Genomic DNA, 22,623 nt, shown 5'->3' on the forward strand with positions numbered 1-22,623 from the left:
GCCCACCCCCACCCCGCCGTAGTCGCCGGACGACAGCGCCCAGCCGTGCGCAGCGAGCGCCGTCGCCACATCCATCCACCGTGCGCCGGCGCCCACCCGCACCAGCCGGGCGTCGGCGTCGAGCACCGTCACCGAGTCGAGCCGGCCGAGGTCGACGACCAGTCCGCCGTCGTTGGTCGACCGTCCGCTCAGGCCGTGGCCGCCGCTGCGCACGCCGAGCGGCAGGTCGGGGTGGCGCCGGGCGTACTCCAACGCCTCCACGACCTCCTCGGTCGAACCGGGTCGCAGGATCAGGCCGGGCGATCCGCCGCGCAGGTAGCCGCCGCGGAGCGTCCGGTAGTCCGGGTCGCCCGGCTCCACCGCGCCGTCACGAAGCGACAGCGGCACCCCGTCGTAGTCGATCCCGGGCCGCCGCGCCGCCAGCGCGACCGAAGGGCGCACCCGCGACCCTGCCGAGCCCGCCGGCACCGCCTCGTCGACCGCGGCCCGCAGGCCCGGGATGACCTCCTCGGCGAACTGCTGCAGCGTCCGCGGGTCGTCGCCCATGACGATGAACGTGCCGACGCCGTCCTCGACGACCAGCGGGAGCAGGTCGTCGACCCAGTCCTGGCCGGTGCCCTGCAGGAACCCACCCCGCGACGGGGCGAAGCGCCCGCTGATGTTCACCAGCCGCCGGATCTCCCGCGGGTCGCGCCCGGCCGCCTCCGCCGCCTCGTCGATGATCGCGTTGCCGCGGCGCAGGTCGCCGGGCTGCAGATACGGCAGGCTGGGCAGCCAGCCGTCGCCCTTCTCACCGATCAGCCGCAGCATGCGCGGCTTCAGTGCGCCGATCCACAGCGGGATCGGGTGCTTCGGCGCCGGGCCACGCTTGGCGCCGTCGAGCCGGTAGAACCGCCCGTCGACCCGGGCGCCGCCGCGGGTGTCGACGTCCCACAGGGCACGGATGACGTCGATGGCCTCGCTCAGCGCGGTGACCGACTCGCCGGGCGTGAGCCGGCGCCCGCCCATGGCCTCGATCGCGTCCCAGAAGCCGCCGGCGCCGATGCCGAGCTCGGCCCGTCCGTCGGAGAGCAGGTCGAGGCTGGCCGCGGCGCGCGCGAGGACGGCGGGCGTGCGCAGCGGGATGCTGTGCACGTTGGCCGACAGCCGCACCCGCGACGTCTGCGCGGCGACCCAGGTGAGCAGCGTCCAGGTGTCGAGGAACGCCGGTTGGTAGGGGTGGTCCTGGAAGGTCACCACGTCGAATCCGAGCTGCTCGCTCAGTTGGGCGAGTGCCACGGGTTGCTGCGGCGACTGGTGGGTGGGGGTGATGAAGGTGCCGAACTCGAGACGGTGACCGTAGTTCACAGTCCTCAGTCTCCGGAGAACGGCAGCACTTGGCCAACCCGACGTTAGCGACTTACTATAGGTGAGTGGCTTTCGAGACCAGACTCCCCGAGACCGGGTTCGAGCACATCGACGACGAGAAGTGCCGGCTGTTCACGGGGTACATCGAGATCATCGGCAAGAAGTGGAGCGCCGGCATCATGCTGGCCGCCGTCCGCGGCGCCACCCGCTTCGTCGAGTACCGCGCCCTCGTCCACGGCATCTCCGACCGCCTGCTCAACCAGCGGCTGAAGGAGCTCGAGGCCGAGGGCCTGATCGAGCGGACGGTCGTCCCCTCCACCCCGGTGCTCATCCAGTACCGGCCCACGGAGCGCGGCCGGAGCCTGATGCGCGCGCTGCAGCCGCTCGTCGCCTGGGGCCTCGACGACCACGAGCGCGCGCATCGGCGGCCGGATCAGGGACGCGAGTAGCCCACGTCGTCGATCAGCCAGTTGTCGCCGGTGGGTTGCGTCCCGCCCGACCCCAGCTGGTTGCCGGTCATCGTGGTGAACGGCTGCGACGGCGTGACGGTGGCGATGGTCGTGCCGTCGGCCGTCAGCACCGCGCTGCCGGCCGTCGCCTCGACGGTGATCCGGTTCCACGACCACGACGAGCCGACACCGGCCGTGCCCAGCGGCGCGCTCCACGTCCCCGCCGCGGAGTCGTAGTGGCGGAACCGCCCGCTGACGGCGTCGAGCATGAAGTGGTACGGCGTGACGGCGGCGCCGCTCGCGTCGGTGCCGAGGATGCTGAAGATCAGCGTCCTCGTCGCGGTGCCGGTCGCGCGGGCCCGGAACTCGAAGGTCGCGCCCGTCGACGTCCCGTGGTTCCACTGGATGCGCGCCAGCCCGGAGGCACCGGGGTCGACGAGTCGCAGGAATCGCGACGACACGGCGTCGACGGCCGGGACGGAGGTCGCCGGCACGACCGTCGCGCCGGTCGTGGTCGACGCGATGACGCCGTTCCCGACCGGCTCGGCACCCGGCACCGACGCCTCGTAGCCGTCGAGCATGCTGTAGATCTCCAGTTCGTGGAGGAACGACGAGCCGTCCGACGACGTCAGGTTCGGGTCGCTGATCCGCACGTACCGGGCCGCGGTCGGCGTGGTCAGCGGCCGCAGGCTGCCGACCCGGGCGCCGCGGGCCGGCGTCGACCAGTTCACCCCGTCGGTCGACGTCTGGATGGTCACGTCGGCAGAGCCTGCGAGGTGGGCCGTGACGGCGAACCCGGTGAGCAGGTACTCCCGGTCGAGCTGCAGCGTCACGCTCCGGTTGGTCGTGACGACGGACGAGTCGGCCCGGACGTCGCCGTCGAACGCGTAGGCGCCCAGCGACGTGCGGCCGCGCCCGTAGGTGGTGAAGGACGGGGCGACGTAGGAGATCTCGCCGCGCTCGAACTTCGACCGCAGGTCGATCTTGCCCCACTGGTCGGTGTTGACCTCGAGGACGGACTGCCACAGCGACTGGCCGGTGCCCCGCGGATAACCGCTGACGTTGCTCGTCGGGCAGCCCCAGTCGCCGGCGCAGTTGTCGCCGATGGCCAGCACGGTGTTGCCGGTCAGGGGCGTGAGCGCGACGGTGCCGCTGGACCCGAGTGCGCTCAGCGGCCGCGGCGGCGCGCCGACGGCGCTGGTCGGCGTGTTGTCGTAGATGTTCGTCCGCCCGGTCCAGTCGGCGTACCCCGACGTGCCTGTGTACTTGTACCGGATCACGTTGCCCGGCCGGCCCGACCCCTGGACGGCGGCGCCATTGCCCAGCAGCACCGCGCCGGGCGAGTTACCGGTGTCTGCCGACATGAGCACCGGCGTCGACCACGGCCCGTCGCCGTTCTCGTTCGCCGAGTACGTGTAGTAGAGATCCGGGAGGTAACTCCCGTCGGTGGTGTCGCGTCGCATCCATGCCATCACCCGGCCGTCCGACGTCGGCGCGAGGTTCGCCTCGCTGAAGATCTCTCCGGTACCGAGCCGTGCGATCTGCGTCCAGCTCAGGCCGTCGTCGGTGCTGCGCATCAGGCCCGTGAAGGACGTGCCGCCCACGTCGGATCCGTACACCGTGGCCAGCAGGGTCGTGCCGTCGGGCTGCAGCAGGACGCCCTTCTGGAACCGCACCACCTCAGGGGCGGGATATCCGGGGAACGCCGTCGTCACCGTCCCGGCCGGAACCCACCCCGTTGCGCTGCGCGTCCAGCGGGTGAACCGCGAGCGGTTCTCGTTGTGGGGAGTGGAGGGCACGGGATCGGCGGCATGGGTCGCCGGGTACGAGATGGCGAGCGGCTCGTACTCCAGCGTGATGATGGTGCCGGCGGCGTCGGCGAGCCGGACGGCGTTGACGACGCCGTACTTGGGCGGCGCGGTGATGGAGGTCCAGGTAGTTCCCTCGTCCACCGACTCCTGCATCTCGGCCGGGTTGACTCCCGGCAGGTCCTTGCCCGTGCCGTACGAGACGTAGAGGCGCGGCGCGCGGGTGCCGTCTGCCCTCGTCACGCCGGCGTTGAACACGGCCGGGAAGGCCGCGTGGTCCTCGTCGGCCTCGTGGAACGTCTGGCCGGTGGGCAGACGAACGTGGGCCTGGCCGGGGCTGGGCCCCTGGACGGCGACGGCGGCCACCGCGCCCACGACGACGGCGGCCGTGGCGACGGCGGAGGCGCGCGTGCGGCGACGGGACGATCTCGATGATCTGGACATGGACGGCTCCTGACCCGAGGCGGAGGAATCGGACCGAACCGGCAGATCTACCGGTGACGACGGTCGATGGAGCCGGGTTCCATGTCAACGCGGCGCCCGCGGCCCGTGCAACGTCGTGCGAGTGTGGTGCAACGCAACGTCTCGCCGGAAGGGAGCCCCATGCGCTTCGCGTCCATCCTCGTCGACGGTGTGCCCGCGGCCGCCGTCGTCCATCCCACGAAGGGAGTGGCCGTCGTCACGGACCTGCTGCCCGGGGTGGACGGCGACCTCATGCACCTCATCGCGAACCAGCGCACCGGCGAGGTCGAGGCGGCGGCCGAGGCGGCGCACCCGGGGGTCTTCCGGCCGGCCGGCGCCGTCACCTACACCGCGCCGTACCGGAACCCGCCGAAGATCTGGGGCATCGGCCTCAACTACGTGGATCACGCGACCGACCTCGCCGAGGTCGTGCCGGACGAGCCGGCCTCGTTCATCAAGGGCGACCACACGATCATCGGCCCGGGCGAGCCGATCCCGCTGCCGGAGCAGAGCGAGCGGGTCACCGCCGAGGCCGAGGTGGGCCTGGTGATCGGCCGCCACTGCCGCAACGTGGAGGAGGCGGACGCGCTCGACTTCGTCTTCGGTCTGTGCGCGATCCTCGACCAGACCGCCGAGGACATCCTGCAGCGCAACCCCCGCTTCCTCACCCGCTCGAAGAACTTCCCCGGCTTCTTCTCGTTCGGCCCGCACCTCGTGCCGCTGGCGGAGGCGCTGGAGGCGCAGCCCCACGGCCCCGGCCTCGCCGGCATCGAGGTGACGACGGTGCTCAACGGCGAGCCGCACCGGTCGAACGTCGTCGAGCGGATGCGGTTCTCACCGCAGTTCCTCGTGAGCTTCCACAGCAAGGTCATGCCGCTGCACCCCGGCGACATCATCTCGACCGGCACGCCGGGCGCCGTGGTGATCAAGGCCGGTGACCTGGCCGAGTGCCGGGTCTCCGGCCTGGAGCCGCTGGTCAACCCCGTCGTCGCGGGGACGCGACCGTGACGGCAGCACGAGTGCGGGTCGCCGTGCTCGACGACTACCAGGGCGTGGCGGCCACGTACGCGGACTGGACGGGGCGCCTTCCCGAGGCCGACGTGGAGTTCGTGCGTGACCACGTCGCCGATCCCGACCGGCTGGTGGAGCTGTTGAGGCCGTTCGAGGTGGTCGTCGCGATGCGCGAGCGCACCCCGTTCCCCCGCGCCGTGCTCGACCGGCTCCCGGGGCTGCGGCTGCTGGTGACGACCGGTATGCGCAACGCCGCGATCGACATCGAGGCGGCCCGCGAGCGTGGTGTCGTGGTCTGCGGCACCGGCAGCAACCCGTACGGCACCGCGGAGCTGACCTGGGCGCTGATCCTCGGGCTGGCGCGCAACCTCCCGGCCGAGGATGCCGAGGTCCGGGCCGGCGGCTGGCAGCTGCAGGTGGGCCACGACCTCGCGGGCGAGATCCTCGGCGTCGTCGGGCTGGGGCGGCTGGGCACCCGGGTCGCGGCGGCGGGCGCGGCGTTCGGCATGGACGTGGCGGCCTGGAGCCCCCACCTCACCCCGGAGCGGGCCGAGGCGGCCGGCGCCCGGCTCGTCGCGAAGGACGAGCTGTTCGCGACGGCGAAGGTCGTGACGCTCCACCTGGTGCTGGCCGAGTCCACCCGCGGCATCGTCGACGGGGCCGTGCTGCGGGCCATGCGCCGCGACGCGTTCCTCGTCAACACGTCGCGCGGAGCGCTGATCGACCAGGCGGCGCTGCGCGAGGCCCTCGAGGAGGGCCGCATCGCGGGGGCGGGCCTGGACGTGTACGACGTCGAGCCGCTGCCGGCGGACCACTGGGTGCGCCGGGCCCCGCGGACCCTGCTGACGCCACACCTGGGATACGTGACCGGCCGGGGCTACCGCGTGTTCTACGGCGAGGTGGTCGAGGACATCAGGGCGTTTCTCGACGGCGCTTCGCTGCGCGTGCTCTGACGGTCATAGCATGCGAGGCATGGAGCCGGACGACGCCGCCGAGCTCGCCTCGGCGCTCCGGGCTCACGGCCTGCGCGAGGTCGACGCGTCGGCGCTGCGCCGGGCGGAGTACTCCACCGACGCCTCCAACTACCGCGTGGTCCCGCGGGTCGTCGTGTTCCCGCACGACGCCGACGAGGTGGCCGGCGTGGTCGAGGTGGCCCGGTCGCTCGGCGTTCCCGTGACGGCGCGCGGCGGCGGCACCTCGGTGGCCGGCAACGCCGTCGGGCCGGGCATCGTCATGGACCTCTCCGCCCACCTGGACCGGATCGAGCGGTTCGATCCCGAGGAGCGGGTCGCGGTCGTCGAGCCCGGCGTCGTCCTCGGGTCGCTGCAGAGGCTGGCCGGGCCGCACGGGCTGCGGTTCGGCCCCGACCCGTCGACGTGGTCGCGCTGCACCATCGGCGGCATGATCGGCAACAACGCCTGCGGCCACCGCGCGCTGGCGTACGGCCGCACCGCCGACAACGTGCTCGAGCTCGACGTCCTCGACGGCAACGGCCGCCGGTTCACCGCGGGCCGCGACCTCGACGCCGTTGCCGGCCTGTCCGAGCTGGTCACGGGCAATCTCGACGTCATCCGCACCGAGCTGGGCCGGTTCGGGCGGCAGATCTCCGGCTACTCGCTGGAGCACCTGCTGCCCGAGAACGGCCACGACCTCGCCAAGGCGCTGGTCGGCACCGAGGGCACCTGCGGCGTCGTGCTCAGGGCGGCGCTGCGGCTGGTCGAGGTGCCACGGCAACCGGTGCTGGTCGTGCTCGGCTACCCGGACATGCCCGCCGCGGCCGACGCCGTCCTGGGCCTGCTCCCGCACCGGCCCATGGCCGTCGAAGGGCTGGACCGGCGCATCCTCGAGACCGTCCGGGTCATCCGCGGTCCCGGCGCCGTACCCGCGCTGCCCGGCGGCGGCGGCTGGCTGATGGTCGAGGTCGGCGGGGTGGACCCCGGCGACGCGCGCGAGCGGGCCGACCGGCTGGCCGTCGACGCGCGGGCGGCCGGCGCCACCGGTGTCCGGGTGCTGCCCGACGGTCCCGAGGCCCGGGCCATCTGGCGCATCCGCGAGGACGGCGCCGGGCTGGCCGGGCGGACGCTCGCCGGGAAGCAGGCCTGGCCCGGGCTCGAGGACGCCGCCGTTCCCACCGAGCATCTGGGTGCCTATCTGCGCGACCTCGACGTCCTGCTGGAGCGGCACGGGCTGGCGGGGTCGCCGTTCGGCCACTTCGGCGACGGCTGCGTGCACGTGCGCGTCGACGTGCCGCTGCACACCGGCGGTGTGGAGCTGCGCTCGCTGATGACCGACGCGGCGGAGCTGATCGGCAGCTACGGCGGCTCGATGTCCGGCGAGCACGGCGACGGCCGGGCCCGCGGCGAGCTGCTGCCGTATCTGTACTCCGAGCGGATGATCGGGGTGTTCGGGCGGTTCAAGGCGCTGTTCGACGCCGATGACGTGCTCAACCCCGAGATCGTCGTGCGGCCGGCGCCGTTGGACCGCGACCTGCGCCGGCCGGCCGCCCTGCCCACCCCGGCCGTCGCGGGAGGGTTCGCGTTCGCGCACGACGGCGGCGACGTCACCAACGCCGTGCACCGGTGCGTCGGCGTCGGCAAGTGCCGGGCCGACCACACCTCGACCGGCGGCTTCATGTGCCCGTCGTTCCTGGCGGTGGGCGACGAGACGACGTCGACCCGCGGCCGGGCCCGGGTGCTCCAGGAGATGCTGAACGGGTCGCTGGTCGAGCGCGACTGGCGGGCGCCCGAGGTGCACGAGGCGCTGGACCTCTGCCTGTCCTGCAAGGCCTGCTCCACCGACTGCCCGGCCGGCGTCGACATGGCCACCTACAAGTCCGAGGTGCTGCATCGCGCCTACCACGGCCGGCGCCGGCCGCTGACGCACTACACGCTGGGCCGGCTGCCGCGCTGGGCCCGGCTGGCGTCGCGGTTCGCCAGGCCGCTGAACGCGCTGGTCGCCGTCCGCCCGCTGGAACGGCTGGCGCTGCGCCTCGGCGGCATGGACCCGCGCCGGTCGATCCCGCGGTTCGCGCCGCTGACCTTCCACCGTTGGTGGAAGCGCCGGGTGTCGGTGCCCGCCCGTAGGGTGGGGGCCCTCCCTCACGGGGCGGGGACCAGGTACCAGCGTCCGCGCGTACTGCTCTGGGTCGACACCTTCACCGACCTCATGTCGCCGTCCATCGGGGTCGCTGCGGTGGAGCTGCTGGAGTCGGCCGGCTACGAGGTGCTGACTCCGCCGCCGGGTGTGTGCTGCGGCCTGACCTGGATCACGACGGGCCAGCTGCGCGGCGCGCGGTCGCAGCTGACGGCGCTGGTCGCCGCGCTCGCGCCGTACGCCGAGCACGGCGTCCCGATCGTCGGGCTGGAGCCGTCGTGCACCGCCGTGCTGCGCGGCGACCTCACCGAGCTGCTCCCCGCGGACCCGCAGGCCGGCGCCGTCGCCGCCGGAACCGTGACCCTGGCCGAGCTGCTGACGGCGGCCGGACCCGAGCGGTGGGAGCGTCCGGACCTCACCGGCGTCGAGGTCGTCGTCCAGCCGCACTGCCACCACCACTCGGTCCTGGGCTTCGGGCCGGACGAGGCGCTGCTGCGCGATCTGGGGGCGACGATCACCGTGCTGGCCGGCTGCTGCGGCCTGGCCGGCAACTTCGGCATGGAGCGCGGCCACTACGAGGTGTCGGTCGCCGTAGCCGAGAACGCGCTGCTCCCGGCCCTGCGCGAGGCCAAGCCGGGGACCGTCCTGCTGGCCGACGGGCTGTCGTGCCGGACCCAGGCCGACCAGCTGGCCGGGGTACGTGGCCTGCACCTGGCCGAGCTGCTGGTTCGCGGCGCCGCGGCGGGTGACTAGGGTGTGTCTCCCAAGTCCATGGCCTACTGCGCGACGCCCAGGCGGCGCCTCGCTGCGTTCTCGTCGGTCGTCATAGAACCCCGCTATGACTCCCTCCTCGGCCTTGCGAGGCATCCGCCTGGACGCCGCTCGCTACGGCCGAGACTTGGGAGACACACCCTAGGCGTCGTCGGGTCCGTCGGGCCGGTGAGCCCGGGCCTCTTGGAGCTGGTCTTCGAGACCGATGATGCGGCAGGCGGCGTCCAGGCTGAGGCCCTCGTCGAGGAGATCTCGGGCGCGGCCGGCCAGCCACAGCTGGTGACGGGAGTAGCGGCGATGGCCGCCGGCGGACCGTTGCGGGTCGATCAACCCCGCCTCATCCAGGCGACGCAGGAACCCGGGGGTCACGTTCAGGATCTCGGCCGCACGGCCCATCGTGTAGGCCGGGTAGTTCTCGTCGTCGACCCTCTCGGCCGGTGTCTGAGAATCTGATGTCATCGCTGCTCCACGCCCTAGTGGGGGCCCCGGTGCCGTTCGCACCGGGGCCCCCTGGGTCGGGTATCAACACCATCGAACCGACGTCGTGTCGGTTCTCATCCGCAGTGCCGACCAGAGCGGCGGCGTAGCGGAGATCGCGTATGCGTGACCGGAGACCACCTCCTGTTCAGGACAGATGGGACTGCGGTAACCACTCGGCGAGATCACAGCCGGAGCGGGCGATCGACGGCGTATCCCTCCCCTGTCCTCTCCAGATGTTTTGCCGTGCACTCCCGAGGCGCGTCGCTTCTGCCCCGAGCGATCCAACTTCTCTCTCCTGGAACGAGAAACAGGTTAACCATGGTGGGCCGAGAATGTCTACCTCCGTGACCGGAGAATTTCTGTTCTGCGCGTTCGAGGTGCCGGCGCAGACGCCTCGAGGGGAGCCTCCTCGTCACATTCGTTGCCTGGCATCCGTCAGGCAGGTGACGGACCTACCGGGGAGAATGTGACGCGATGCGCGACGACGACTGGCTGGCACAGCGGTTCGAGGAGAACCGGCCGCGGCTGCGTGCCGTGGCCTACCGGATGCTCGGCTCGGACACCGAGGCCGACGACGCCGTGCAGGAGTCCTGGCTCCGGCTCAGCCGCACCGACACCAGCGACGTGCAGAACCTCGCCGGCTGGCTGACGACGGTGGTGTCGCGGGTCGCGCTCGACATGCTGCGCTCGCGGACGTCGCGGCGCGAGGACCCGCTCGACGACGGCGGCAGCGCCGCGGTCACGGCCGACGACGCCGCCCCCGACCCCGAGGGCGAGGCGATCCTGGCCGACGCCGTCGGGCCGGCGCTGCTCGTGGTGCTCGACTCGCTGGCGCCGGCCGAGCGGCTGGCGTTCGTCCTGCACGACCTGTTCGCGGTGCCGTTCGACGAGATCGCGGTGATCCTCGACCGCTCGCCCGCCGCCACCCGGCAGCTGGCCAGCCGGGCCCGTCGCCGCATCCAGGGCACGGGCCGCCCGTCGTCCGGCGCCGACCCGGCCCGGCAGCGGCTCGTCGTCGACGCGTTCCTCGCCGCGTCGCGCAACGGCCGGTTCGAGGACCTGCTCGCCCTGCTCGACCCCGGCGTCGTGCTCCGCGCCGACCAGGTCGCGATCGACAACGCCGCCGCCGGCTGCGACAAGGGCGCGCCGGAGCTGGTCCGGCTGCTGCGCGGCTCCGAGGCCGTCGCGGGCGTGTTCTCGGGCCGGGCTCAGCATGCCGAGACCGTCCTGGTCGACGGCGTCCCCGCCGGCGCGTGGGTGCCCGGCGAGACGCCGCGGGCGCTGTTCCGGTTCACCTTCGAGGGCGACCGCATCACCGCCATCGACATGGTCGGCGACCCCGCGGCCATCGCGGAGCTGGAGGTCACGCTGCTGCGCGGGTGACCGCGTGCCTGCCGGAGGCGATAGGATCGCGAATGCCCGGGCTGCGGCCCGGGTGCGACGAGTGTCTGCGAAGTCCGGTTCGATTCCGGCGCTGTCCCGCAACTGTGAAGCCGCCCGCCACCGCGGACGGACGAGTCAGGTCGCCAGCCTCGTGGCTCGGATTCGTCCTCGGTAGAAGGGCGGTTCGCGAGATGGCGCCCCGCCATCCGCGCCCCTTTACCGTCGTGAAGGAGGCGCACGTTGAGAACCATCCGTCCTGCGCGGATCGCCCTGCTGGCGGCCGCGCTCCCGCTCGTCCTCGTGGCCTGCGGCGACGACGACGGCGACACCACCGCCTCGGGCGGCGACTCGCCGTCCGCGTCGTCGGATCCCTCCGCGGGCGGTGGCGGCGAGGAGGCCTTCCCCGTCACCGTCGAGACCGCGAACGGCCCGGTCGAGATCACCGAGCGGCCGCAGCAGATCGTCTCGCTGTCGCCCACGGCCACCGAGATGCTGTTCGCCATCGGCGCCGGTGACGCGATCGTCGCCGCCGACTCGTACTCGAACTACCCGGCCGAGGCACCCACCACGGACCTCTCCGGCTTCGAGCCGAACGTCGAGGCGATCGTCGGCTACGCGCCCGACCTCGTCATCGCGTCGTCCGACCCGGGCGACCTGGTCTCCAGCCTGTCCGAGGTGGGCGTGCCGGCGATCATCCTGGCGCCGGCCGTCACCATCGACGACACCTACACGCAGCTCGAGCAGCTGGGCGCCGTCACCGGGCACGTCGGCGACGCCGCCGAGGTCGCCGGGCAGATGCGGACCGACATCGACGAGCTGCTGGCCGAGGTGCCGGCCGACGCCGAGCCGGTGACGTACTTCCACGAGCTCGACCCGAACCTGTACACCGTCACCAGCAGCACGTTCATCGGCGCCCTGTACGGCATGGCGGGCTTCACCAACGTCGCCGACGAGGCGCCCGACGCCGCGGGCGGCTACCCGCAGCTGTCGCCGGAGTTCCTCGTCACCGCGAACCCCGACGTCATCTTCTTCGCCGACGGCGGCGCCGGCGGTGTCGTGGCCGAGGACATCGCGGCGCGGCCGGGCTGGGACCAGATCGCCGCCGTCCAGCAGGACCGCATCGTCGAGGTCGACCCGGACATCGCCAGCCGGTGGGGTCCGCGCGTGGTCGACTTCCTGCGGCTGGTCGTCGAGGAGCGGACGGCGCTCGCGTCGGTCCAGTGACACCCGTGAGCAGCGCCGCCGCGACCGGGCCGGACACCGCAGCGCACGCGCTGCGGCCGGTCCGGCTGCCCCGGCGCTGGCTCGTCGCGTCGCTCGCGATCCTGCTGGCGGCGGTCCTGCTCGGCCTCACGGTGGGCCCGGCCGGGCTGCCGCTGCGCGGGGTGCTCACCGAGATCGTCGGCCTCGTGCCGGGCGTGCACCTCGACGGCGGCCTCGACGACCGCCAGGCCGCCGTGCTCTGGCAGTTGCGCGCGCCTCGGGTGGTGCTGGGGCTCGTGGTCGGCGCCATGCTGGCGCTGGCCGGGGCCGGCTACCAGGGCGTGTTCCGCAACCCGCTGGCCGACCCGTACCTGCTGGGCGTGGCGGCCGGGGCCGGGCTCGGTGCGACGTTCGCGATCGTCTCCGGCGGCAACCGCGTGCTGGTCCCGCTGGCCGCGTTCGCCGGCGGCGTGCTGGGCGTCGCCGCCACGTATGCGCTGGGCCGGGGCGTCGGCGGGCGCAGCACGAACTCGCTGATCCTGGCCGGCGTCGCGGTCGCGGCCTTCCTCACCGCCGTGCAGACCTTCGTCAACCAGCGCAACGTCGACTCGCTGCGCGAGGTGTACGGCTGGATCCTCGGCCGGCTGCTCACCGCCGGCTGGGACGAGGTGCTCACGGTGCTGCCGTACATCGCGGTCTCGGCCGCGGTGCTGCTGGCGCACCGGCGGCTGCTCGACGTCCTCAGCGTGGGGCCCGACGAGGCCGGCACGCTGGGCGTCCCGGCGGCGCGGGTCCGGCTGGTCGTGGTGCTGGCGGCCACGCTCGGCACGGCGGCGGCGGTGTCGGTCAGCGGGCTCATCGGGTTCGTCGGCATCGTCGTCCCGCACATCGTGCGCATGCTGGCCGGCTCGTCGTACCGCATCGTGCTGCCCCTCGCGGCCGCGCTGGGGGCGACGTTCCTGGTGGTGGCCGACCTCGTCGCCCGCACCGTCGTCTCGCCCGGCGAGCTGCCGGTGGGCGTGGTGACGGCGTTCGTCGGCGCTCCGTTCTTCACGCTGGTGCTGCGCAGTGCCCGGAGGACCTGGTGACCGCGCTGACCGCCCAGGACGTCGGCGTCACCCTGCTGGAGCGGCAGGTGGTCGACGGCGTCAGCCTCAGCGTCCCCGCGGGGACCTGGCTGACACTGGTCGGGCCCAACGGCGCCGGCAAGTCGACGCTGCTGCGCGCGGTGTCCGGCGCGGTCGCCCATTCGGGCACCATCGCGTTCGACGGCGTCGAGGTCGCCCGGCTGCGCTCGCGCGAGCGCGCACGCCTGGTCGCCGTCGTCCCGCAGGACCCCACCCGGCCCGAGGGCATGACGGTCCTCGACTACGTGCTGCTGGGCCGCACGCCGTACATCCCCTACCTGGGGACGGAGTCGGCCGAGGACCTCGCGATGGCGGGAGAGCTGCTCGACACGCTGGAACTGCGGTCGCTGTCGCACCGGCTGGTGACGGAGCTGTCCGGTGGCGAGTTCCAGCGCTCGGTGCTGGCCCGGGCGTTGTCCCAGCAGGCGCCGGTGCTGCTGCTCGACGAGCCGACCAGCTCGCTCGACCTCGGGCACGCCCAGCAGGTGCTCGAGCTGGTCGACGAGCTGCGCGCGTCGCGCGGGCTGACGGTGGTCAGCGCCCTGCACGACCTCACGACGGCCGGGCAGTTCGCCGACCACCTCGTGCTGCTGGCCGACGGCCGGGTCGTGGCGCAGGGGTCGGCGCAAGAGGTGCTCACCGAGGAGTTGATCTCGGCCCACTACGGCGCCCGGGTGCGCGTGCTCACCGACCCGCAGGGCGGCGTGGTGGTGGTGCCGCTGCGGCCCGGCCGCTCCGTCCGCGAGATCGGCGGGGTCGCGTGAGCCCGCGGCGGACTACCGCAGCGGCCGTCGTGGTCGCGGTGGTGCTGGACGCGGCATTCCGGGAGCCGCCGCCGGCCGCGCACCCGGTGCGGTGGACCGGCAGGTACCTGGCGTGGTCCGGCAAGCGGGTGCCGTCATCGCCGCCGGGCCGGGCGATCGCCGCCGGCGGTCTGGCCTGGGCTCTCGGTGCGGTGACGGCGTACGGCGCGGGCCGGCTCGTGTGGCGGTCGGCCGCTCGCCTGCCGGGGCCGGTGCGCCCGCTGGTCGTCGGCGTGGCGCTGTGGCCCCTGTTCGCGCACCGGATGCTGCTCGACGAGGTGGCGGCGGTCGAGCGCGCGCTGGAGGCGGGCGGGGTCGAGGCCGGACGGGCCGCCGTGGGGCGGATCGTCAGCCGCGACGTCTCCGGCCTGACGGCGGACGAGGTCCGGCAGGCGGCGGTCGAGTCGCTCGGCGAGAACCTGTCCGACTCCGTCGTCGCACCGCTGTTCTGGTACGCCGTAGGCGGACTGCCCGCGGCCGCCCTCTACCGGTTCGCCAACACCGCCGATGCCGTCTGGGGCTACCGCACGCCGCGCTGGGAGCACGCCGGCAAGGTCGCCGCGCGCGCCGACGACCTGCTCAACCTGCTGCCGGCCCGGCTGACCGGCGTGCTGCTGGCCGGCGGCGGCGTGTCCTGGAACCGGCTTCGTGCGGAGGCCGCGCTGACGCCGTCGCCGAACGCGGGCTGGCCCATGGCCGCGCTGGCCCTGCGGCTGGGTGTGCGGCTGGCCAAGCCGGGCGTCTACGCCCTGGGCGAGCCCGGACGGGCCGTCGGCGCGGCGGACACCCGGGCCGCCCTCCGGCTGGCGCGGAACCGGGGCTGGGCGGTGGCCGCGGCTGCCGCCGTCGTCGCCTGGATCCGGAGGCGGCGATGAGCGCCGTCATGGTCCAGGGCTGCACGAGCTGGGCGGGGAAGAGCCTGCTCACCACCGCGCTGTGCCGCTGGTACGCGCGACAGGGGCTGAAGGTCGCGCCGTTCAAGGCGCAGAACATGTCGAACAACGCGCGGGTCGTCGACGGCGGCGAGATCGGCGTCGCGCAGTGGCTGCAGGCGCGCGCCGCCGGGGTCGAGCCCGAGGTGCGGATGAACCCCGTGCTGCTCAAGCCGGAGGCCGGGACGAGCCAGGTGGTCCGGCTCGGCCGGGTCGACGCCGAGCTGTCGCGGCGGCCGTGGCGCGACCGCAGCGAGGCGCTCTGGCCGACGGTCGAGAACGCTCTGGCGGAGCTGCTGGACGAGTACGACCTGGTGGTCATCGAGGGCGCGGGCAGTCCCGCGGAGATCAACCTCGCCGCCAACGACATCGTCAACATGCGCGTCGCCGAGCGGGCCGGCGCGCCTGTGCTGCTGGCCGTCGACATCGATCGCGGCGGCGCGTTCGCGCACCTCTACGGCACCTGGGCGCTGCTGCCGCCGCAGCATCGGCGGCGGGTCCGCGGCTTCGTGCTCAACCGGTTCCGCGGCGACGCGTCGCTGCTGCCGCCCGGCCCGGAGCAGCTGGAGCGGCTGACCGGCGTGCCCACGGTCGGCGTCGTCCCGATGGTCCGGCACGACCTGCCCGACGAGGACGGCGCGGCGCTGCGAGCGCCGGCGCGCGGCGGGCTGCCGCCGGTGGCGGTCGTCCGATACCCGGCGGCATCGAACCTCGACGAGTTCGCACTGCTGGAGCAGGTGGCCGACGTGCGCTGGGCGACGGCGCCGTGGCAGCTCGACGGCGCCGGGCTCGTGGTGCTGCCCGGGTCCAAGCACGTGTCGTCGGACCTGGCCTGGCTGCGCTCGACCGGCCTGTTCGCGGCGGTGCGGGAGGCGGCCGGGAAGCCGGGGGTGCGCGTGCTGGGTGTGTGCGGCGGCCTGCAGCTGCTCGGACGGCGGCTGGAGGATCCGCACGGGGTCGACGGCGCCGGCGAAGGCATGGGTCTGCTGCCGCTGACGACGACGTTCGAGCGCCGGAAGCTGGTGCGACGGCGGGCGCTGACGCTGCCGTCGTTCGACGGGCCGTGGGCGGGGCTGTCGGGGCTGGCGGTCGACGGGTACGAGATCCGGCAGGGCCGCACCACGGCCGACGACGGATCGGAGCCGCTGATCGTGTCCGACGGCGCCGTCGCCGGGTGGTACCTGCACGGGATGTTCGAGGACCCGGCGGTGCTCGAGGCGCTCCTGGGGTCGCGGCCGGCCCGCACGCTGGACGACACCTTCGAGCTGTTGGCCGACGTCGTCGACGCGCACATCGACACCGGGATGCTGCGGTCGCTGGCGGGGCCGTCATGAGCGGGTCGCTGCGGGCGGCGGTGATGTTCCTGACCCGCCTGCCGGTCGGCTCGGTGAACGACGTGGGGCTGAGCCGGGCCGCGGCGTGGTTCCCGCTGGTCGGGGCGCTGGTCGGTGCTATTGCGCTGGTGGCGTGGTGGGTGGCCGATCGGTTGCTGGGGCCGTGGCCGGCGGCGGTCGTGGCGGTGCTGGCGACGGTCGTGGTCACGGGAGCGCTGCACGAGGACGGGCTCGCCGACACCGCCGACGGGCTCTGGGGCGGCGCGACGCCCGAGCGGCGCCTGGAGATCATGCGCGACAGCCGGCTCGGGACGTACGGCGCGCTGGCGCTGGCCGGGGAGCTGCTGCTGCGGGTGACGGTGCTGGTCTCGGCCGCGGAGAGTCTTGCCGACGCGGCCCTGATCCTGCTGGCGGGGCACGTCATCGGCCGGGCTGCGCCGCTGGTGCTGTCGGCCTGGCTGCCGCCGGCGCGGGTGGACGGCCAGGGCCTGCGGCTCGGCCGGTTGAGCGTGCTCGACGCCGTCGTGGCCGCGGTGACGGTGCTGGTCGTGGTGGTGCTGGTGGCGGGCTGGTGGGCTCCGGTGCTGCTCGCAGCCGCGGCGGTGCCCGTGCTCGGGCTGCGGCGGATGGCCGGGCGGCGGATCGGCGGGGTCACCGGTGATGTGCTCGGCGCCTCGGTGGCGCTGACGAACCTCGCGGTCGCGATCGCCGTCGCGGCCCTGCTGCGGGAGGATCTGCTGTGACGTCGTCGACGGGGGCGGGACGGCTGACGCTGGTGCTGGGCGGGCAGAAGTCCGGCAAGTCGGGGCTGGCGGCGCGCCGGGCCGAGGCGAGCGGCCGCCCGGTGGTGGTCGTCACGCCCGCCGTGGTGCGCGACGAGGAGTTCGAGGCCCGGGTCGAGCGGCACCGCGCCGACCGGCCGGCGCACTGGCGCACGCTCGAGACGTTCGACCTCGCGGCGGCCGTGCGCGACGCCGGGGCGGGGTCGTTCGTACTGGTCGACGCCCTGGACACCTGGTTGGCCGAGACCCTCGAGTCCGCCGGCGTCTTCGTCGGCGACCAGGTGCCCGACACCGAGCTGCGCGCGGCCGCCGAGGACGGTGTGGTGGCCGCGCTGGGCGCGTTCACCGCCGCGGTCACGGCCCTGGACGTCGAGGTGCTCGTGATCGCCGGGCAGCCCGGGCTGGGTGTGCACGCCGGCGGCCCCGGTGCGCGCCTGTACGTCGACGTGCACGGACGGGCGGTCCAGGCGCTCTCGGCGGCGGCCGACGAGGCCCTCCTCGTCATCGGCGGCCGCGTCGTCCGCCTCGACCCTGAGGTCACGCCCGAGCCGGCGGTGGATCCGCTGCTGCGCGAGCACGGGGACACCCAGGTGCCGCCCGGCGCCGTCGACCTCGCCGTCAACGTGCAGCCGGGCCCGCCGTCCTGGCTGGCCGACCGGTTCGCGGCCGGCGCGCGCGACCTCGCCGCCTACCCCGACGACCACGCGGCCCGGGCCGCGGCGGCGGCCAGGCATGGCCGGCCACCCGAGGAGTGCCTCCCCGTCGACGGCGCGGCGGAGGCGTTCTGGCTGCTCGCCCAGGTGCTCCGGCCGCGCCTGGCCGCTTGCGTGCATCCGTCGTTCACCGAGCCAGAGGCCGCCCTGCGTGCCGCCGGCTCCTCGATCACGCGCGTCCAGCGCGACCCCGAGCGGGACTGGCGGCTGACGCCGTCGTCGATCCCGGACGAGGCGGACCTCGTCGTGCTCGGCCGGCCCGACAACCCGACCGGCGTCCTCGACCCGGCCGAGACCGTGGCCGCCCTGGCCCGGCCCGGCCGCACCGTCGTGGTCGACGAGGCGTTCGCGGAGTTCCTCGACGACGCCCGCGGCCTCGCGAGCCGCCGCGACCTGCCCGGCGTGGTCGCGGTGCGCAGCCTGACGAAGCTCTGGGGCCTCGCCGGGCTGCGGGTCGGCTACCTGACCGGCCCCGCACCGTTGATCGCCCGGCTCGGCGCCGCCCGGCAGCCCTGGAGCGTCAACACCCTGGCGCTGACCGCGATCGAGGCGCTGACGGCGCCCGCGGCGGAGAACGAGCGACGGGCGCGCGCCCACGCGGTCGCGGCGCTGCGGACGGACCTGCTCGGCGCGCTCCGGGCCGTTCCCGGGTTGCGCGTCTGGGACGCATGCGCCAACTTCGTTCTCATCAGGTCCGAGCGCCCGGGACTGCGCGACCGGCTGCTGCACCACGACCTGGCCGCCCGCCGCGCCGACACGTTCCCCGGCCTGGACGACCGCTACGCACGGGTCGCGGTCCGCGACCGGGACACGAACGCGCGGCTGGTCGCCGCGCTGCGTGCCATCGAGGAAGGGGGGTCGGCATGACGCCGACGGTGGAGGAGCTCATCGGGTCGGTCGCCGCGGTCGACGGGGCCGCGCACGAGCGGGCGCGCGAGCGGCACGCCGGACTGGCCAAGCCGCCGCGCAGCCTGGGCCGGCTCGAGGATCTCGGCGCCCAGCTGGCCGCCATCAGCGGGACCTGCCCGCCGCCGGTCCCGGTGGCACCGGCCGTCGTCGTGGCCGCCGCCGACCACGGCGTGCACGCGCAGGGCGTCTCGGACTGGCCGCAGGAGGTCACCGCGGCCATGGTGGCGACCATCGCCGGCGGCGGCGCGGCGGTCAACGCGATCGCCCGCGCCGTCGGCGCCCGGGTCGTGGTGGCCGACGTCGGCACGCTACGGCTCGGCCCCGTGCCCGACGGCGTCATCGACGAGCGGGTGCGCAGCGGCACGCGCGACCTCACCGTCGAGCCGGCTCTCACCGTCGACGAGTGCCGGGCCGCCGTTCGCGCCGGTGCGCGCGTCGCCACGGAGCTGATCCGCGGCGGCACCGATCTGCTGGTGACCGGCGAGGTCGGCATCGCGAACACGACGGCGTCGGCCTGCCTGCTGGCGGCGTTCACCGGCGCCGAGCCGGCGGAGGTGACGGGCAAGGGCGCCAATCTCGACCACGGCCGCACGCCGCACAAGGTCGACGTGGTCCGGGCCGCGCTGGCCCGGCACGCCGCCGACACCGGCGTCGAGGCGCGCGGCGCCCTGGGCACGCTGGCCTCGCTGGGCGGGCTGGAGCACGCGGCGCTCGTGGGGGTCATGCTGGCCGGCGCGGCGGCACGGGTCCCCGTCGTCGTCGACGGCGTCATCACCGGCGCCGCCGCCCTCGCCGCCGTCGCGCTCTGTCCCGACGCGGCCGGCTACCTGGTGGCCGGACACACGTCGGCCGAGCCGGGCGGGCGGTCACTGCCCGACCGGCTCGGCCGTCCTGCTCTGCTCGACCTGCGACTGCGCCTCGGTGAAGGCACCGGCGCGCTGCTGGCGGTCCCAATGGTGCAGGCCGCCGCACGCGTGCTCACCGACATGGTGACGCTCGCCGACGTGACGAAGAACGCCTAGCCGGAGCGCCTCGTCGGCGCGGCCGGGCGATCCCCGCCAGCGGGCTCGCTAGTTCTGGCTGCCGTCGAGGGTGCCCTGGGTGCTGTTGCTGGCAGCCGAGGCGGGCGCGGCCTTCTTGGCCGGCGCCGTCTTCTTGGCGGTGGACTTCTTCGCCGGAGCGCTCTTCTTCGCTGGTGCCGCCTTCCTTGCCGACTCCTTGTCGTCGCCGTCGGAGCTCGACGCGGCCTTCTTCGCCGCGCCGGATCCGCCGGAGTTCGAGTTCGACTCGGTCTCGGCGCCGGAGGACGGCGCCGGAGCCCACGGCCCCGTGGAGGGGTCGTAGGTGGTCCACTGGTCGGACTGCCCGCGGCGACGCACGACCGCGGCCAGCGCGGCGCCCGCGGCGGCGAACCCGCCCAGTACCGTCATGAACCGGCGGCGGCGCTTCTTCTTGCGCTCCTTCTCGGCCATCTCGGCCAGGATCGCCGAACGCTCGGACAACTCGTGCGCGCGCTCGGAGAACTTGTCCGCCGCGACGGCCAGTGAATCGGCGACCCGCGGCACGACGTCGTGCAGCAGCGTCTCCTTGGCCTGGCTGGCGGCCGGGCCGACCTTCTCGCGGGCGGCCTGAACTTTCGGGCCCACCTTGTCGACCGCGGACTCGACCACCGGAGTCAGCCGCTCGCGCGCGGAGTCGACCACGGGCGTCGCCGCGTCGCGCGCACGCCGACCGGCGTCTCGCGCGGCCTGGCGGGCCTGTTCGGCAGCATCCTGCGTACGCACCTTGGCTTCGTCGGCGCGGCTCTTACGCCGGGTGCTGAATAGCCTGCTCACGTTGGGCCTCCCTTGTCGGATCGCGTGCAGGGCCCCTGTACCTGGAGTGTCCCCCCTGATCTTGCCTTACCACCGACCGTATGCCGACACACGCCACGGCGTGCGAGGATGGAGCAAAATCGAGGACATCGAACAGCGAAGGACGTACCCGTGGCCGACGAGCTTCATGCCACCCTGCACACCAACCGCGGCGACATCACCATCGCGCTGCTCCCCCACCACGCCCCCAAGACGGTCCGCAACTTCGTCGAGCTCGCGCAGGGCGAGCGCGAGTGGGTCGACCCCGAGACGGGCGAGAAGACCACCGACAAGCTGTACGACGGCACCGTCTTCCACCGCGTCATCTCCGGGTTCATGATCCAGGGCGGCGACCCGCTCGGCAACGGCATGGGCGGCCCGGGCTACGAGTTCGGCGACGAGTTCCACCCCGAGCTGGCGTTCAACAAGCCGTACCTGCTGGCCATGGCCAACGCCGGGCCGGGCACCAACGGCTCGCAGTTCTTCATCACCGTGGGCCAGACGCCGCACCTCAACCGCCGGCACACCATCTTCGGCGAGGTGGCCGACCAGAGCAGCCGCGACGTCGTCGACGCCATCGCCGCCACCCCCACCGACCGCTCCGACCGGCCGCTCGAGCCGGTCGTCATCGAGTCGGTCACCGTCACCGGCGGCTGAGACCCCGAGGCCGGCGTTCGCATGACCGGAAATGCCGGCGGCCCGGCCGGGCCGCCCGCCAGTGGTGGCTCGGACGCACCGCCGACCTGTTACCGCCATCCCGACCGCGAGACCTACATCCGCTGCTCGCGGTGCGACAAGCCGATCTGCCCCGACTGCATGATCGCCGCGCCGGTCGGCTACCAGTGCCCGCAGTGCGTGGCCGAGGGCCGCAAGGGCACCCGGCAGGCCAGGACGGTGCTGGGCGGGCAGCGCCGCGAGGGCAACACCAACCTCCTCACGCTCACCCTCATCGGCATCAACGTCCTCATCTGGGCGACGGGCCTGGTCATGGGTACGCGTGGCGACACGTTCCTCGACCGCTACGCCCGCGGTTTCGGCGTCAACGAGCTGGCCGCCCGGCTGGGCCTGGTCCTCGGCGACCCCGGCGACGCGTTCCGGTTCGGCATCGTCGACGGCGAGTGGTACCGGGTGCTCACCGCGACGTTCACGCACGTCAGCGTGCTGCACATCGCCCTCAACATGCTGGCGCTGTACATGCTCGGCTCCCAGTTGGAGCCGCTGCTCGGCCGGTCCCGGTTCATCACGCTCTACCTGCTGTCGGCCCTCGGCGGCTCGGCGGCGTCGCTGCTGATGGTCTCCGACCCGTACAGCATCTCCATCGGCGCGTCGGGCGCCGTGTACGGCCTGTTCGGTGCACTCTTCGTGGTCGCCCGCCGGCTCGGCGGCGACACCCGCAGCATCCTCGTGGTGCTGGCGCTCAACCTGGCGTTCAGCTTCACCATCGCGGGCATCGACTGGCGCGCCCACCTGGGCGGCCTGGCCATCGGCTCGGCGCTGGCGGCGGTCTATGCCTACGCGCCGAAGGAGCAGCGCGGGCTGTGGGCGATCATCGGCTCCACCAGCGCCGCGGCCGTGGTGGCCGTCGGCATCACGCTGGCCGTCGTCTGAGGCACGGCCTCGTCGACCGGTCGCGCACCTGATCGTTCCCTCGGGAGCGATCAGGTGCGTCCCGCTGTCCCCCACCCGTTGTGCCGCGCAAAGTTATCCACAGGGGTTATCCCCATTGGGGAAAATTACACGCGTGTAATCACAGCTGTGCAATAACCTGTGGACGGCTGTGTCCCCGCAGGTCGGGGCGGAAATGACTTACTTCCACCGGGTGGCGGTCATGAACCCGCCGGTGATCAGACCCATGCCGATCAACAGGTTCCAGCCGCCGAGGTCGTCGATGATCGGGATCTCGTCGCCGACGAGGTAATAGACCACGATCCACACCAGCCCGACGAGGAGCAGCGTGATCATGGTCGGAACGACCCAGCGACCGGAGACCGACGGGTCCTTGAGCTCGCTCCGCTCCGGCGGGGTGTAGTCGTCGTCCTTGCGACGGCTGCGAGACTTGGGCACGGCCTGATTCCTCTCGGTCTTGGCTGGTTACGGTGGTGCTCGGCTAGCGTAGTCGTCAGCAGGCCGAGCGCCTACATCGCCGCTTGCAGTCCCGATCGT

20 protein-coding genes and 1 riboswitch are annotated in these 22,623 nt (G+C 73.7%); of the genes, 15 read left to right on the forward strand and 5 right to left on the reverse strand.

Annotated features, from left to right (window positions below):
• A partial coding sequence (locus tag E1212_RS24430) for an LLM class flavin-dependent oxidoreductase (protein WP_131987322.1) occupies nt 1-1,347 on the reverse strand: 1,347 nt, incomplete at its 3' end.
• 65 nt (nt 1,348-1,412) lie between these two features.
• On the opposite strand from E1212_RS24430, the gene E1212_RS24435 reads away from it, so the two are divergent.
• A complete protein-coding gene (locus E1212_RS24435) occupies nt 1,413-1,796 on the forward strand; it encodes a winged helix-turn-helix transcriptional regulator (protein WP_131987324.1) in 384 nt (127 codons plus the stop codon).
• Here the strand turns inward: E1212_RS24435 and E1212_RS24440 are convergent.
• Complete coding sequence (locus tag E1212_RS24440) at nt 1,781-4,048, reverse strand: hypothetical protein (RefSeq protein WP_131987326.1); 2,268 nt, start codon at nt 4,046-4,048, stop codon at nt 1,781-1,783. The genes E1212_RS24435 and E1212_RS24440 overlap by 16 nt on opposite strands.
• Before the next feature lie 159 nt (nt 4,049-4,207).
• On the opposite strand from E1212_RS24440, the gene E1212_RS24445 reads away from it, so the two are divergent.
• From E1212_RS24445 to E1212_RS24455, 3 genes are read left to right on the forward strand one after another with little or no spacing between them, the layout of a single operon-like run.
• The gene (locus tag E1212_RS24445) at nt 4,208-5,074 is read left to right on the forward strand and encodes a fumarylacetoacetate hydrolase family protein (RefSeq protein WP_131987328.1); all 867 of its coding nucleotides are present in this window, start codon (nt 4,208-4,210) and stop codon (nt 5,072-5,074) included.
• A gap of 11 nt (nt 5,075-5,085) precedes the next feature.
• Complete coding sequence (locus tag E1212_RS24450) at nt 5,086-6,030, forward strand: D-2-hydroxyacid dehydrogenase family protein (RefSeq protein ID WP_131987368.1); 945 nt, start codon at nt 5,086-5,088, stop codon at nt 6,028-6,030.
• Nucleotides 6,031-6,049: 19 nt separating this feature from the next.
• Nucleotides 6,050-8,923 (forward strand): FAD-binding and (Fe-S)-binding domain-containing protein, encoded by a 2,874-nt coding sequence (locus tag E1212_RS24455; RefSeq protein WP_131987330.1) that lies wholly within the window; start codon nt 6,050-6,052, stop codon nt 8,921-8,923.
• 159 nt (nt 8,924-9,082) lie between these two features.
• Here E1212_RS24455 and E1212_RS24460 read toward each other — a convergent pair whose 3' ends face one another.
• On the reverse strand, nt 9,083-9,400 hold the full coding sequence (locus E1212_RS24460) for a MerR family transcriptional regulator (protein WP_131987332.1): 318 nt from the start codon (nt 9,398-9,400) through the stop codon (nt 9,083-9,085).
• Between the two features lie 495 nt (nt 9,401-9,895).
• On the opposite strand from E1212_RS24460, the gene E1212_RS24465 reads away from it, so the two are divergent.
• The 9 genes from E1212_RS24465 (at nt 9,896) to cobT (ending at nt 19,629) form a co-directional block, all read left to right on the forward strand.
• The gene (locus E1212_RS24465) at nt 9,896-10,804 is read left to right on the forward strand and encodes a sigma-70 family RNA polymerase sigma factor (protein ID WP_131987334.1); all 909 of its coding nucleotides are present in this window, start codon (nt 9,896-9,898) and stop codon (nt 10,802-10,804) included.
• A 21-nt stretch (nt 10,805-10,825) separates the two neighbouring features.
• A riboswitch (cobalamin riboswitch) is annotated at nt 10,826-10,970 on the forward strand.
• Between the two features lie 107 nt (nt 10,971-11,077).
• Complete coding sequence (locus E1212_RS24470; RefSeq protein WP_476702854.1) at nt 11,078-12,028, forward strand: ABC transporter substrate-binding protein; 951 nt, start codon at nt 11,078-11,080, stop codon at nt 12,026-12,028.
• Nucleotides 12,029-12,078: 50 nt separating this feature from the next.
• Nucleotides 12,079-13,095 (forward strand): FecCD family ABC transporter permease, encoded by a 1,017-nt coding sequence (locus E1212_RS24475; RefSeq protein ID WP_131987372.1) that lies wholly within the window; start codon nt 12,079-12,081, stop codon nt 13,093-13,095.
• Between the two features lie 5 nt (nt 13,096-13,100).
• Nucleotides 13,101-13,898 (forward strand): ABC transporter ATP-binding protein, encoded by a 798-nt coding sequence (locus tag E1212_RS24480; RefSeq protein ID WP_420814424.1) that lies wholly within the window; start codon nt 13,101-13,103, stop codon nt 13,896-13,898.
• Entirely contained in the window at nt 13,895-14,812 is a 918-nt protein-coding gene (cbiB, locus tag E1212_RS24485) for an adenosylcobinamide-phosphate synthase CbiB (protein ID WP_131987338.1), read from the forward strand. Before E1212_RS24480 ends, cbiB begins: the two co-directional genes overlap by 4 nt.
• The gene (locus E1212_RS24490; protein ID WP_131987340.1) at nt 14,809-16,203 is read left to right on the forward strand and encodes a cobyric acid synthase; all 1,395 of its coding nucleotides are present in this window, start codon (nt 14,809-14,811) and stop codon (nt 16,201-16,203) included. Before cbiB ends, E1212_RS24490 begins: the two co-directional genes overlap by 4 nt.
• On the forward strand, nt 16,200-16,946 hold the full coding sequence (gene cobS / locus E1212_RS24495; RefSeq protein WP_131987342.1) for an adenosylcobinamide-GDP ribazoletransferase: 747 nt from the start codon (nt 16,200-16,202) through the stop codon (nt 16,944-16,946). Before E1212_RS24490 ends, cobS begins: the two co-directional genes overlap by 4 nt.
• Nucleotides 16,943-18,565, forward strand: coding sequence for an Rv2231c family histidinol phosphate aminotransferase CobC (gene cobC, locus E1212_RS24500; RefSeq protein WP_131987344.1), 1,623 nt, complete (start codon nt 16,943-16,945; stop codon nt 18,563-18,565). Before cobS ends, cobC begins: the two co-directional genes overlap by 4 nt.
• On the forward strand, nt 18,562-19,629 hold the full coding sequence (gene cobT, locus E1212_RS24505) for a nicotinate-nucleotide--dimethylbenzimidazole phosphoribosyltransferase (RefSeq protein WP_131987346.1): 1,068 nt from the start codon (nt 18,562-18,564) through the stop codon (nt 19,627-19,629). Before cobC ends, cobT begins: the two co-directional genes overlap by 4 nt.
• A 48-nt stretch (nt 19,630-19,677) precedes the next feature.
• Here cobT and E1212_RS29645 read toward each other — a convergent pair whose 3' ends face one another.
• Nucleotides 19,678-20,442, reverse strand: coding sequence for a hypothetical protein (locus tag E1212_RS29645; protein WP_162605614.1), 765 nt, complete (start codon nt 20,440-20,442; stop codon nt 19,678-19,680).
• A gap of 150 nt (nt 20,443-20,592) precedes the next feature.
• Here E1212_RS29645 and E1212_RS24520 point away from each other — a divergent pair, with 150 nt between their 5' ends.
• Nucleotides 20,593-21,117, forward strand: a complete 525-nt coding sequence (locus tag E1212_RS24520) for a peptidylprolyl isomerase (RefSeq protein ID WP_131987352.1) — start codon at nt 20,593-20,595, stop codon at nt 21,115-21,117.
• Nucleotides 21,118-21,138: 21 nt separating this feature from the next.
• Nucleotides 21,139-22,068 (forward strand): rhomboid family intramembrane serine protease, encoded by a 930-nt coding sequence (locus E1212_RS24525; RefSeq protein ID WP_131987354.1) that lies wholly within the window; start codon nt 21,139-21,141, stop codon nt 22,066-22,068.
• 198 nt (nt 22,069-22,266) lie between these two features.
• Here E1212_RS24525 and E1212_RS24530 read toward each other — a convergent pair whose 3' ends face one another.
• Nucleotides 22,267-22,524 (reverse strand): cell division protein CrgA, encoded by a 258-nt coding sequence (locus E1212_RS24530; RefSeq protein ID WP_131987356.1) that lies wholly within the window; start codon nt 22,522-22,524, stop codon nt 22,267-22,269.
• Nucleotides 22,525-22,623: the final 99 nt, after the last annotated feature.

The sequence above is a fragment of the Jiangella ureilytica genome (assembly GCF_004348545.1).
Classification (GTDB): domain Bacteria; phylum Actinomycetota; class Actinomycetes; order Jiangellales; family Jiangellaceae; genus Jiangella; species Jiangella ureilytica.